The organism is Hymenobacter telluris, assembly GCF_017313265.1.
GTDB lineage: Bacteria > Bacteroidota > Bacteroidia > Cytophagales > Hymenobacteraceae > Hymenobacter > Hymenobacter telluris.
Genome location: NZ_JAFLQZ010000002.1, coordinates 499,113 through 511,668, shown reverse-complemented (window position 1 = coordinate 511,668; position 12,556 = coordinate 499,113). Strand labels below are relative to the sequence as shown.

General features: G+C 59.2%; 9 protein-coding genes. All 9 read right to left on the bottom strand.

The window, feature by feature from the left end; genetic code table 11:
• Positions 1 to 17 precede the first annotated feature (17 nt).
• The gene (locus J0X19_RS04495; protein ID WP_206981670.1) at positions 18 to 845 is read right to left on the bottom strand and encodes a murein L,D-transpeptidase catalytic domain family protein; all 828 of its coding nucleotides are present in this window, start codon (positions 843 to 845) and stop codon (positions 18 to 20) included.
• A gap of 229 nt (positions 846 to 1,074) precedes the next feature.
• Positions 1,075 to 1,932, bottom strand: a complete 858-nt coding sequence (locus J0X19_RS04490) for a murein L,D-transpeptidase catalytic domain family protein (RefSeq protein WP_206981668.1) — start codon at positions 1,930 to 1,932, stop codon at positions 1,075 to 1,077.
• A 224-nt stretch (positions 1,933 to 2,156) separates the two neighbouring features.
• Positions 2,157 to 4,571: a TonB-dependent receptor gene (locus tag J0X19_RS04485; RefSeq protein ID WP_206981666.1), complete on the bottom strand. Its 2,415-nt coding sequence runs from the start codon at positions 4,569 to 4,571 to the stop codon at positions 2,157 to 2,159.
• Between the two features lie 2 nt (positions 4,572 to 4,573).
• Positions 4,574 to 4,798, bottom strand: coding sequence for a hypothetical protein (locus J0X19_RS04480; RefSeq protein ID WP_206981665.1), 225 nt, complete (start codon positions 4,796 to 4,798; stop codon positions 4,574 to 4,576).
• Positions 4,799 to 4,902: 104 nt separating this feature from the next.
• Positions 4,903 to 5,289 carry a hypothetical protein gene (locus J0X19_RS04475; RefSeq protein WP_206981663.1) on the bottom strand — a complete coding sequence of 129 codons (387 nt, stop codon included), beginning with the start codon at positions 5,287 to 5,289 and terminating at the stop codon, positions 4,903 to 4,905.
• 96 nt (positions 5,290 to 5,385) lie between these two features.
• The gene (locus tag J0X19_RS04470) at positions 5,386 to 6,054 is read right to left on the bottom strand and encodes a HupE/UreJ family protein (RefSeq protein WP_242581969.1); all 669 of its coding nucleotides are present in this window, start codon (positions 6,052 to 6,054) and stop codon (positions 5,386 to 5,388) included.
• 77 nt (positions 6,055 to 6,131) lie between these two features.
• The gene (locus J0X19_RS04465) at positions 6,132 to 7,457 is read right to left on the bottom strand and encodes a tetratricopeptide repeat protein (protein WP_206981662.1); all 1,326 of its coding nucleotides are present in this window, start codon (positions 7,455 to 7,457) and stop codon (positions 6,132 to 6,134) included.
• A gap of 152 nt (positions 7,458 to 7,609) precedes the next feature.
• On the bottom strand, positions 7,610 to 9,718 hold the full coding sequence (locus tag J0X19_RS04460; RefSeq protein ID WP_206981660.1) for a DUF4331 family protein: 2,109 nt from the start codon (positions 9,716 to 9,718) through the stop codon (positions 7,610 to 7,612).
• A gap of 504 nt (positions 9,719 to 10,222) precedes the next feature.
• Positions 10,223 to 12,322, bottom strand: coding sequence for a DUF4331 family protein (locus J0X19_RS04455; protein ID WP_206981658.1), 2,100 nt, complete (start codon positions 12,320 to 12,322; stop codon positions 10,223 to 10,225).
• Between the last annotated feature and the right edge of the window lie 234 nt (positions 12,323 to 12,556).

Sequence of the window (12,556 nt, the reverse complement as noted above, 5' to 3'; positions counted from 1 at the left end):
TTTTCAATATAGTTCGCTTAGCTGTTGCTGGACAGCAGCGCATTTATGGCTACGTCCTGGTTGAGGTACTTCGAGGAGTACGACTGATCAGCACCACTCAGGAACAGGCAAGTGCCACCGTTGACGGCTTCAATTATCTCATCCTTCTGATCCATTGGCAGCGCGGGGCAGCCGAGGCTACGACCGAGGCGGCCGTTTTGCTTGATGAAATCTTCACTCACGTAATCGGCACCGTGCATTACAACGGAGCGTTCCAGGGCGTTGGTGTTAAAGCCTTCGTCCATGCCGTCGAGCTTGAGGGAACGGCCGTGCTTGCCGATGTACTCATCCTGCGTCACATAGAAGCCTAAGCTGCTCATGTTCGACTCGTTCTGATTGGAGAACGTAGTGGCTACGTCTTCGCCGGAATTGTGGCCGTGCGCTACCAGCGTGTGGAACTTCACTTGCTTGGCCGCTAAGTCCAGCACCCACAGACGCTTTTCGGTGCTCGGCAACTCGAAATCCACCACCGTAAGTAGCTGCTTCTCATTGGAAAGCCGGCCTTCGGTTTGCAGGTTCAGGTAACCAGTTAGGGCCTTCTCGAATACCTCGAAGCGCAAGCCCTGGCTTTCCAGCGCCATTTCCTCGTACAGCTTGTGCGTACGCTGGTTGTAGAAAGCCGTTTGCAGCTCCTGGTTGGAGGGCAGCTTTGTTTCTACGCTGGCGGCCTTCACTTTGGAGTTGAGTACGGGGCTAGCCAGGGGCGTAGCCATGAACAACGACGCCATAAAGGGCAGCACCCGGCGCGCCACCCGACGGGCGCGGCGCTTGAAACGCTGACGATATACTACGCTTGTTTTTTCCATCTGCACAAAGGGTTGCCCCTGCTTTTAGAACGAAACTCCTCGTTGAAGAAGTGTATACGTATATATCGGGACGAATGGTGTCCGCCACGAATGTTTTTTGGTCTGGAATTACTTAAACACCCTTCCGGCCAAAGTAATTCCTTCCGCGTCTCCTGTCCAGGCTGGCCGCCTGATTATCAGAGCATTTACCAAGTAAAATATACTATCTTCCTAATATCCACCCTGTAACTCAGCGCCAGCCTCGCGCCGCTAGCTGCTGAGCCGCAGCCTCCGTGTTCAGCCATTTCGACTCCACGCCCGGCCCGCTCAGAAACAGGCACGAGCCTTCCGGCAGGCTTTTGATAATGGCTTTGTATTGGTCGGGAGGCAGGGCGGGGCAGCCGCGGCTGTACCCGGCCTGGCCATGCTGCTGCACATAGCTGGCACTTACGTAGTCGGCGGCGTGCAGCACCACGTACCGCGACTCGGCGTTGGAATTTTGCCCCGCATCGAGGCCGTGCAGGCGGCGCGAGAGGCCATGTTTGCCACCGTACGTGTCCTGGGTGCGGTAGAACCCCAGCGCCGTACACGCCGATTTCATGACGTTGGAAAACCGGTGGGCCCGCAAATGCCCCGAGCCGCGGCCGTGCGCCACGTGGCTGTGGTGCAGCACCCGCCCCGCCTCTAGGTCCAAGACCCACAGCCGCTTTTCCGAGGATGGCAAATCCATATCCGCCACGGCCAGCACACCGCCGTGCTGAATGCGGCCGGCGTGCCGCAGTGTCAGATACCCCACGCAGGCCTGTTCCAGCACGGCAGCACGCAAGTCGGCGGCTTCTGGCCCCAGTTTCGTCTGCAACGCCCGCACCGCCTGCCGCACCGAATCGGGTAGGTTGGGCAGCGGCAGCACCGGCGTCAGTTGCAACGAATCGGGTAGCGTAGAGGCGGTTTTTATGGAGTCGGCAGCAACTAAGGCTACGCTCGGCGTGGCGGCGGCCAGTGGCCCCGCAGCCGGTTCGCCTACCGTTGACTGGCAGGCCGTTAGAGCCCCGGCCAGCAGCCAGGCCGCGGGGAGGAAGGTTCGCAGGCAGCAGTTCAAGACAGTCATAAGCAAGCAGCACGTTTCGGCCGCTCAAAAATCAGCATTCAAGCCCCCGGAAACAAGCTATTTGAGCGGTTGTAAAGACGCCATACCTGGCGTCTCGTCGTTGCTGATGTTGTTCGGTGCCGTCATCCTTCGGCAAGCTCAGCATAAGGGTCTTGCTTATTGCTGAAATTGCACCGCTCCAGCCGTTCAACGCCAAGGTGCCAGGTTATGGTGTCTCGGCACTCCTAGAAGAACACGCTGGCGTTCAGCTTCAGGTAGAACGGGGTGCCAGGCGTGAAATGCAGCTCATCTACGGAGGTGCCGAGCGGCTCGTTGGGCAGGCGGGTTTCGGTGGCGAATTGCGCCTGGTTCCACTGCACGTTCAGCAGGTTTTCGGCGGTGGCACCTACCTCGAACCGGGCGCGGGTATAGCGTACTACGGCGTCGAGCAGAAAGTAGCCGCGGGCCGTAATGCTGCCATCGTCGTTGGCGGGCCGGTCGTCGATGTAGCGGTAGCGCAGGCTGGCATTGAAGCCGCTGGGCTGCTTGTACGTCAGGCCGCCGGTGCTGGTGAAGCTGGGGGCCAGCGGAATGTAGTTGGCATCAGCGGGAGCCTCCACCTGCCGGCCGCGGTTGTAGTTCAGGTCGAGGTCGGCAAACAGCACTTTCGTGAGCTGGTAGCGCGCCGACACATCCACGCCGTACCGCCGGGTGGGGCCGGTGCTTTCCACCTCGCCCGCGTCGCCGATGTACACCAGCTCATCCTGCAAATGCAGCGCCCACAGGGCCGTATTCACTACCAGGCTCGGCAACGGCTTGAAGGTGCTGCCTACCTCGTAGCCGATGGCGCGGGGCAGTACATTGTCGCCGGAAGTACCCCGGATTACGCCGCGCGCATCATTGGAGTGAAACCCGAAACCGGAGCGCGCAAACAGCTGCGTGTTGGGCGTGAGCTGGTAGTACAGATTCAGCTTCGGCGACACCCGCGCCTTGGTGGTGCGGCCTCGCAACGGCGTCAGTTGCGCAGCGGCAGTGTCATAAAGCTGGCCGCGGAAGTCGAACGTAAACACATCGGCCCGCACCGAGGCATTCACGGTCAGGTCTTCGGTGAGGTTGAGCGTCTCGTCGAGGTAGGCGTTGATGTTGCGCTCATACAGCTTGCCCACCGTAACGGTGTCGAGCACGTTGCGGCGCACGGTATGGCGTAAAGCCAGGTTGGAAAAGTCGTTGCGGGTGCCCACGCCCAGGGTGGAATGCAGGTTGCGGCTGCCGAGCTGCGTATCCCGGTCGTAGGTGGCGGTGTAGCCGAACAGGTGCCGGTCGTCGAGCTGCTGGATTCCGTCGCCGTTCACCGGGTCTTGCAGGAAGAAGGTGAAGTTGGAATACAAGCTGAAATCGTACTTCGAGTAGTAGGCCTGCTGGCGCAGCACCGCATCGTGCGGCAGGCCGGTTGTGAGTACCACCGAGGCGTTGGTGCGGTCGGTGCTGCCGCCCTCGGTGGGGTCGATGCTGCCGTAGCGCGAAATCAGACCCTCCCGCACGCCACGTTCCGGAATCTGGCCGCTGGCGTCCCAGCTCGACGTGAAGTGCGAGCCAAGCAGCGTGAGTGAGGTCCGGTCGGTGAGCTGGCCGGTGTACTTGGCCAGGCCGTTGAAGCGCTTGAAATGCTGCTTCTGGTCGAAGTAGGAATTGGTGAAGTTGTACTCGGCGGCCACGTAGGCGCTTTCCGGCTTCTTGCTGAATAGGTGGTGCTGGTTGTGGCCCAGCAAATCCAGCATCACCAGGGCCCGGCGCGTATCAAACTGCCCGAGTTCCAGCTTCACCTGGCTACGGTCGAGGCTGGTTTTGGTGGTAAACTCGCCGGCCCCGGCCGTGGCAAAATCACCGAACCGGGCCGTGTAGGGCCCTTTGTACACCCGCAGCTGGTCCACTGTTTCGGGTATCACAAAGTGAAAATCGGCGTAGCCCTGGCCGTGGGCGTGGCTCACCATATTCACCGGCAGTCCATCAATGCTAACCGCGAAATCGGTACCGTGGTCGGCGTCGAAGCCGCGCAGAAAAATCTGCTCGGCCTTGCCGCCGCCCGCGTGCTGGGCAATAAACAAGCCCGGCACCAGCCGCAGCAGGTCCTGCGCCGAATTGACGAGCCGCAGGACCTGGTCGATGTGGGAAATGGCCGCCAACGACTGGTTTACGTCGCGCGGCTGGGCCACCGTCACCTCGCTCAGGTTCAACGAAATGGTAGGCAAGCTAAAGCTGATGGCTTTGGTTTCGCCGGCAGCCAGCGTCACCGTCTGCATCCGGGCTCCGTAACCAAGGCCGGCGGCCTGCACCGTGTAGGTACCCGCCGCCAGCCCACCCAGCCGGAAATTACCCAGGGCATCGGTAGCCGTGCCGGCGAAGGCTGCGCCAACTGGATTTTGCAGCCGCACGCTCAAACCCGGCACGCGTTGGCCGGAAACGGAATCCGCCACGAAACCCCGGATAACGCCCGTGTTTTGGGCCAGCAGTGGCGTACTGGTAACGGCCAGCACCAATGCTACGGCCAACCGCAACGGCCACCGGTGCCGAGAAGCTGGGACGGATGATGAATATGGAAGCAGTAGCTGGCGCAAAGCGCAAAGAATTGCCGATACGGAGCCCGGATAGAGGTTTTTCATGCTTACCAGCGCTTAGCAGACGACGGAATGGTGGTGCGGCGCTGCGCCAGTACCTGTGCCCGGTGCGTGGCGTGGCTGGCCATTTGGCGGACTTTGTACTCGTGTTGCGCAGGTGGCGCCGCCACGGGGGGCTGAATAACGGAAACTGCGCCCGTTAGATGGGCAGCAAGGGAAGTACCGGCAGCGGGTGCCACGGGCAATTGAAAAGCAGTAGACAGGAAGTTCATACGCCAAGGGTGTGCAGCCGCAAAACGGCCGCAACGTGAAGGATAAGACGATAAAGCCCGGAGCGAAACTCGCTTCGGTATGGTCACAATCGACCCGGATCGACTTATCCCCGACGGGGAGGGGCGTATAAAGCGCGCAGAAACCCAACCGGAAACGGGGCTACCGTTTCGGCGGCGTATTGCGGCTCACTCAGAAAATCAACCGCTACCAGCACAACAGGCGCGCTCAGGTGGCAATGCACATCCAGCCCCTTCAGGCTACTCAGCAGCTGCGGCCACGACTGATGCTGGCCGGGTTTGGTGGTAACGTACTGCTCGCCGTTGCAATGGTCGAAGCAGTCGAGTTGGAGATAGTGCTGGCGCTGGCAGTCGGCGCTGTGCACGTAGTCGGCGGCGTGCTGCCGCACGGGCTCCGGCCGCCCCACAAGCCCCGCCCCCACTACCAGCAGGTAGTGCACAAGCAGCAGCAAGACGAGGTAGGTGCGGAGCATTGGTGAGATGGTGAACTTGTGAGGTGGTGAGTTTGACGGACTGCTGGCGCTAACTAAGGGTGTGGCAAAGGTGGGTTATAACTGGCAATGCTATAATCAGGTGAAGAAAACTCGCTCTACGGTCCAGTAGGCGGCCACCAGGCCAATTACTACGGAAGCGGGAATAACGACGCGCTGCTTGTACCAGGCTTTGTTGCTGAACCAGCGGCCCACCAGCAGCCACGCCAGTAGAATTACGGTTACCTGGCCCAGCTCCACGCCCACGTTAAAGGAAATCAACGACTCGAAAAACATATTTCGGGGCAGTCCCAGACCGGTAAGAGCACTGGCAAAGCCCAGCCCGTGAATCAGCCCGAACCCAAACACAATAGCCACCCGCCACGGATTCAGCCGGTTGGCAAATATGTTTTCAATGGCCACAAACAGGATGGAAAGCGCAATAATGGGTTCGACAACGGCCGTGGGCGGCGCAATAAGGCCGTACATGGCCAACCCCAGCGTGATGGAGTGCGCCACCGTGAAAGCCGTGGCCTGCCAGAGCACCGGTTTCAGGCGTGGCTCCAGAAAAAAGATGCTCAGCACAAACAGAATATGGTCGAGGCCGAGGGGCAGGATGTGGGTGAAGCCTAGTTGAAGGTAGGTCCAGAAAATATCGGTGCGGGAAAGCTTGCTCAAATCCACGTCCAGCACGTGCGCATTGGCCACGGCGGGCAGCAGCACCAGCAGCGGCAACAGGTAGCGGGCAGACGGTCGGCGAGAGGACATTCGTTGTTGGGTGGGTTCCCGCAGAGGGCGCGGAAGGGTACGCAGAAGGCGCAGAGCTATGGCGGCAGGCAACGGGATTAGCGGGCGGCCAGCAGTTGCTTGCCTTCGTCAGCCAAATCCAGGCTGAGGTATGGGTTGAGGGCCAGCGCTTCCCGAATCAGGGCCTGTCCTTCGGCGAGGCGGCCGGTTTTGGTGGCAATCAGGCCGGCCCGGCAGAGGAGCGTGGGGGTCTTGGTTTTCATGCGCAGGGCGCGCTTCATCTGCTTGTCGGCTTCGGCAAACTCGCCGCGCTTGTAGTGCACCCAAGCCAGGGTTTCTTCCACGTCGATGTTGTCGGGGCGGCGGGCGTATTCGATTTTGGCGTGTTCGAGGGCTTTGTCCAGCTCTTTGGTTTTCAGGTAGGCGTAAGCCAGCTCCCGGTCGGCGTAGTGGCCCATCAGCTCGTTGTCGTCGGCTTCTTTGGCGTCACTGGCCAGCATGGCAATGGCTTCTTTGGCCATTTCGTCGGCTTTGGCGGGCTCGTTGTTCAGGCGGTAGAGGTCGGTTAGCTCGTCGGCAAAGGCGTAGTCCTTCACGGTGGCGCGGGCTTTCTGAAAGTAGGCAATGGCCTCTTTGTAGTTGCGGCGCGCCTTTTCCACGCGGCCCAGGCCGGCAAAGGCATACGAGTAACCGGGCCGCTCGTTCAGAGCTTCCTGGTATTGCTTTTCGGCGTTTTGTAGGTCGCCGGTGTTTTCGTAGAGGTGGCCCAGCTGAATCCGGGACCATTCGGTTTGCTCCAGGCCGGGGTAGCCGGCTTTAGCGGCCATCGTCATGGCTTCAATAGCGCCCGGCAGGTCACCGTAGATTTCCCGCAGGTAGGAAACGCGGGCGTAGGCACGCAAATCGGGGCGGATGGTGTTCATTTTGTCGGCCATGCGCACGGCCTCGGGGTAGCGGCCCAGTTCCACGTTAGCGTCGCAGAGCAAGCCGTACACAAAGGCGTTTTCGGGGTTAAGCTGCACGGCTTGTTCGGCCAGGGCCAGGCCTTCGGAAAAGTGGTGCTGGGTGAGGTTGAGGGAAGCTTTGCAGCACAGCGCCTCGAAGTTTTCGGGCTCCCGGCGGGTTATGTTGTTGAGCAGCTCCATGGCCGCCATGTCGTAATAGGCATGGTCGCCGGTTACGCGGGCTTCCTGCATGTAGGCCTGGGCCAGCAGCAGCTGCGCCTTGGTATCGTCGGGGTTGGTGCGCAGCTTGGCTTGCAGGCCGGCCACGGCCTGTTGGGTGTTCAGCCATTCGCCGCCCGCGGCCAGGTCGCCGTGGCGCATCTTGAGCTGCGGTACGGCCTCAGGCTTGCGGAAGAAAAACAAGGCTGCCACGGCCGCCGCAAAACCTACCAGCAGAATCGGGTAAAAGTATTTACGCATGAATTGGTGGGAAAAGGAGAGCGAAGAGAGGTTGCCGAGAGGAAAAATAGCCGACCCCAAACGGAGCCGGCTATCTAGTTCCTACGTCAATCTACGAGGTAAATCTGACACTGGATTACTGGTAGCTCAACCAGTAGGTAAGGATCCAATTTTTACTTGCTATCGTGTACCAAACGTACCGTTTGCAGCACCGTTGAGCCGGTTGAAATCGTGGCAATGTAGTCGCCCTTTTTCAGGTTACCGGTCCGCCAGTTCACTTCGTATGAACCAGGGGCGTGCATTTTGTTCTTCACAACGGTAGCCACTTTACGGCCCATCATATCCGAAACGGTGATAGTGATGGGGGCGTTGGCGGTTACGTCGTAGCGGAAGGTGGTTTGGTCCGTGAACGGGTTCGGATAGTTCTCAGCAGTAGCCACTTTAGCGGGCTGCAAACCCAGCGCCGAGCCAGCGCCGCGGTTTGCCTGTGCTACTCCGTCGCTGTAGCGCGGGCCGCCCAGCTGCGGGTTGGTACCCGCCCAAGGCGTCTGCTGGAAGGGGAACATCATCTTCAGCGTGGTATCGTTGCGGCCTACACCCGTGGTGAAGCTGATAACCTCCTGCATTTTCTGCGAGTAGGGGCTCGGCATCCCGGTTGGGTTGTCGTCGTAGGGCAGGCCAATGGCGGCCAGTACCAAGCCGCTCACGGCTTGCAGCTCAATGCGTACCACGTCATCCTCTAAGCGGCGGCCGTTCGGGAAGCCGTCCATGTTCGGAATGAATTGCAGGGCTGTGGAGCTGTTATAGCGCGGGTCGGTGTTGCCAACTACTGCCGCGAATACCAGCCCGAGCGGGCTGAAGTCGGGCGAGTTGCGCGGCGTCGTCGGCACGGCCATGTTCAGGCGCAGCATGTCGCCCCCAATACCATTGCCGTTGACAACGGGCAAGAAGTTGTTGATGAACGGCTTGCCCGCCGCCAGCGGGTTGCCCCCTTTACCCGTAGCCAACTGGTACGGCCGCAGGTTAGGAACACCGGTGTGGAAAATCGGCAGCAAGTCGACGGAGCGCGGTTGGCCGGCCCGTAGCAGATACTCACCGAAACCACCCTGCGCCTGCGGTGCGAAAGCCGTGCCGGCCGTGGCTGGGTTGCCAAGCAGCCCCGACAGGCCATTAGCCCCGTTGCGGAAGTCGAACTGCCCGAGCGAGCGGGTTTGGATGCGCAGGTCGTTGATGCCGGGCACTGCCGAGCCGAACTTGCTGTCGTCCATGTACAGCGCCAGCTCGGGGTTGTTGAAGTAGTTGTCGAAGGCGCGGTTTTCGTTGTACGGCGTGCGGCCGTTCCACTCGTCTTTGCTGCCCACGGGGTTCACCACTTCGTTGGTGAGTGGCATGCCCAGGCGCGAAACCTGCACATAATCACCCGAAGTGCTTGGAATCCCGAAGTTGCCCAAGGTGCGCAATGCTGGCCGGCTAGCCGACGCCCATACCCCAATAATATAATCGGAGTCGAGGATGTTGGCGGCCTGCGAAACCGGCTTGCCATCTTTTTGCAGCAGGTTGATTGGAATCTGGAGGGCAATGGTGTTCACGTTCTTGTGGAACAGGCCGTCGCGGGCACTGTTGCGCCGTACGCCGCCCAGGTCCTCGATACCTCCAATGTCCACGAAAAACGGATCATCTACCGGGCCGCAGAATACCTTGGTGCCGTTACCCAGCGTCTGGATGGAGTTCTGAATAAGCGTGTTGTAGTCGGCCACGTTCAACCCTACCGGGCTGGAAATAGCACGCGGCCCTACATTGTAGGCCGGCACTACACCGTTGGCTACAATGGTCGTGAATGGCCCACCGGCCAAACTCATTTCGGCGCGGTAGGTGGTTTTCAGGTTCTCTTTGCCCAGCCGGATGTTGAAGTGCGTGGTGGGGTCTTCGTTGGTGCGCGTGAACGTAAACCGGTAGGTGATGTCGTCACCTGCTGTTGTGGTTTTGTTCTTGATGTGAATCTCGTACCGAACATTCTCCCCGAAGTGGTAGTAGTTCGGGCCACCCTGCGGCAGCTGAAACGGGATGTAGTTGGCAATGATGGTGACCTTGGTAGGATCATCAGGGCTGCGGAACGCGTAAACGTCGGTGTTGTCGGCTACCGGGTCGTCGGCGATGAGCGGGGCCTCGCGGTGGCTGGAGGCCTCTAGTGGGGCTTTTTGTCCGCTCCACACCATCAGGCCAGCCACCGAAGCGGCTACCACTGACAGTTGGAGAATGGGACGGGTAAGGGTCTTCATCATACTGAGAAGGGGGTTAAATGGTGGGAAATAAATAGCCACCCCACCGAAAATCGGTAGGTTCTGGGAGTGGGTCGAGAAGAGAAAAAGGTGAAAAAGCGTAACGAACAGCCACCGCAAGGCGGCCGGGAAGCAGCGTACTATCGAAAGGAATTGCCAGCGTATGTAGGCGCTTGTGAGCCAGGTGCCTTGCTGCTTATTAATACGCAAGCACTACTATATGTGGATTTAGTTTGAACATAATTATATACAACTATTTATTATTTTCGTTATAAATACAATCACCCTTTAAATCATGCTATCCTCATCAGTAAATCCAGCAGCATTATGGTGCCACTATAGGTTCCCGACTTACGTTGTCTTGAATCGACTCTTTCCATCTCCACACCACCCCTTCACTCCCTGAATAGCACCTGCCAAAACGCAAAAAAGAGAGCCAGAAAAGCTGCCAACGCAACGTGCGCCGACAGCTCCTCTGGCTCTCCACCTACTTACTTGCTGCGTTACCTAGCGGGGCTGATGGATCAGCTTCACGGATTGCACCACTGTGGCACCGCTGTAAAACGTGGCCACATACGTACCGGCAGCCATCGATTCGGGTAATTGCCACTTGTACTCGTAGACACCCGGCTTGTATTCTTTCGCCTTGATGAGCGTGCTTACCTTACGGCCCATCATATCGGAAACTACCAGCGACAGGGTGCTCTTCACGCCTACCTCGTAGCGGAACGTTGTCTGGTCAACCACCGGATTTGGGAAAGCCTGCAACGAGGCAATAGCGCCGCCCTGTAAGCCCAAGCCGCCCGAAGGCGAGCGTTGCGACAAGGCAACGCGCTGGGCTTTGGTGCCGCTCCACGGCGTTTGCAGATACGGGAAAGCAGCCTTGAACGTGGTATCGTTGGCTTCTACACCAGTGCGGAAGCTGAGTACCCCGCCCAGCTGCGCTGTCACCGGGTTGGCTCCACCGGCGGTATAGTCGTCGTACCACAGGCCAATGGCGGCCAGTACGGCACCACCTACGGCTTGTAGTTCGATGCGGGTTACGTCGTCTTCCAAGCGCCGACCATTCGGGAAGCCGTCCATGTTCGGAATGAATTCCAGGTTGGCGTTGGTATTGTAAGGCGCTACCGTAAGACCAGCAACCGCAGCTGCTAGCAACCCTTCCGAGCTGAAAGCCGGCGAGTTGCGGGGCGTCGTCGGCACGGCCATGTTCAGGCGCAGCATGTCGCCGATAACCGGCAGAAAGTTGTTGATAAAGGGCTTACCAACTGCTAGCGGATTGCCATTTTTGCCATTAGCCAATTGATACGGCGGCAGGTTTGGAACACCTGTGTGGAAGATGGGCAGAATGTCAACTGAACGTGGCTTGCCGGCCCGCAGCAAATACGGGCCAAACGTGGCATCGGCAAAAACGGTACCGACGCGTTGCGCGGCCGTCAGGCCCGACACACCGTTAGCACCATTCCGGAAGTCAAAGCTCTGCAAAGAGCGTGACTGAATACGTAATGCAGCCAAGCCGGGCACCGCCTCGCCGTAATAGGTCTGGCCGGCTGGCTTAGGACCGGCCGGGGCCACCGGCACGTTGTCGGCCATGTACAGGCCCAGCTCAGGGTTGGTGAAGTAGTCGTCGTCGGAGGCGCGCTCGGCACCGGGTACGCGGGCATTCCAGCCGTCTTTGCTGCCAACCGGGATAATTACCTCGTTGGTGAGCGGCATACCCAGGCGCGACACCTGCACCCAGCTGCCCGTGTGGGTCTGGGTACCATCAACGTTCAGGGTGCGCATAGCTGGCCGGCTCGCCGAAGCCCACACCCCAATCACGAAGTCGGGGTCGAGGATGTTGGCGGCCATGGCACCGGTTTTGCCGTCTTTCTGCAACTCGGAAATCGGGATTTGCAAGGCAATGGCGTGGGTGTTCTTGCGGGCCACTCCGTCGCGGGCACTGGCGGTACGGACGCCGCCCAAGTCGAAGATGCCGCCCAAGTCCACGAAGAACGGGTCATCTACGGGGCCGCAGAAGATTTTGGCCGCCCCAGCCGTCTGTATGGCACCCGTCATCAGGGCGTTATAGGTGGTGTTCAGGCCGGCGCCGCTTTCAATGGAGCGCGGCCCAATGTTGGGTGGCGGCACTACGCCATTGGTAACAATAGTGCTGAAAGCGCCACCGTTCACGCTCTTCTCGCAGATGTAGGTGGTTTTCAGATTCTGCTGCCCCAGCCGGATGTTGAAAAACGTGGTGGGGTCCTGGTTGGTGCGCGTGAAGGTGAAGCGGTAGGTGATGTTGTCGCCGGTGGGGTTTACTGTGGTCGAATTCTTGATGTGAATCTCGTAGCGCACGTTTTCGCCGAACGTATTGTAGTTCGGGCCGCCCTGGGGCAGCTCCAGCGGAATGTAATTGGCAATGATGTTAATCATCTCCGAGTTTACCGGGTCGCGGAAGGCGTAAAGGTCGGTGTTGTCGGCCAACGGGTCGTCGGCAATGAGGGGAGCCTCCCGGTGGCTACTGGCTTCCAGCGGCGTGCCAGGGTTGCTCCAGGCCAGAAACCCGGCAACGGCAGCGGCGGCCACGGCCACCGGAATAATGGGACGCGTAAGACTTTTTTTCATGATGAAGATGGTGGTAAAAAATGGAAAATAAACAGCCAGCTCACCGAAAATCGGCAAGTAGTGGAAGCGAGTCAGAAAGCTGCAACAGGGGAATCCGGGACGTTTAATCAGCAATAAAGTGGCCGGGCACGGGTCATTTTTCGCCAGCCAGGAACACAGCGTATGGTTGTATTTAAATTATATTATCACGATTCTATATCAAGCTACGCAAACACAACCGGATCCGGACTTTTC

What these genes read in the sequence shown, in the direction of transcription:
- J0X19_RS04455 (WP_206981658.1), bottom strand. Translation starts at nt 12,322, where the DNA reads ATGAAAAAAAGTCTTACGCGTCCCATTATTCCGGTGGCCGTGGCCGCC.
- J0X19_RS04490 (WP_206981668.1), bottom strand. Translation starts at nt 1,932, where the DNA reads ATGACTGTCTTGAACTGCTGCCTGCGAACCTTCCTCCCCGCGGCCTGG.
- J0X19_RS04460 (WP_206981660.1), bottom strand. Translation starts at nt 9,718, where the DNA reads ATGATGAAGACCCTTACCCGTCCCATTCTCCAACTGTCAGTGGTAGCC.
- J0X19_RS04465 (WP_206981662.1), bottom strand. Translation starts at nt 7,457, where the DNA reads ATGCGTAAATACTTTTACCCGATTCTGCTGGTAGGTTTTGCGGCGGCC.
- J0X19_RS04495 (WP_206981670.1), bottom strand. Translation starts at nt 845, where the DNA reads ATGGAAAAAACAAGCGTAGTATATCGTCAGCGTTTCAAGCGCCGCGCC.
- J0X19_RS04475 (WP_206981663.1), bottom strand. Translation starts at nt 5,289, where the DNA reads ATGCTCCGCACCTACCTCGTCTTGCTGCTGCTTGTGCACTACCTGCTG.
- J0X19_RS04480 (WP_206981665.1), bottom strand. Translation starts at nt 4,798, where the DNA reads ATGAACTTCCTGTCTACTGCTTTTCAATTGCCCGTGGCACCCGCTGCC.
- J0X19_RS04470 (WP_242581969.1), bottom strand. Translation starts at nt 6,054, where the DNA reads ATGTCCTCTCGCCGACCGTCTGCCCGCTACCTGTTGCCGCTGCTGGTG.
- J0X19_RS04485 (WP_206981666.1), bottom strand. Translation starts at nt 4,571, where the DNA reads ATGAAAAACCTCTATCCGGGCTCCGTATCGGCAATTCTTTGCGCTTTG.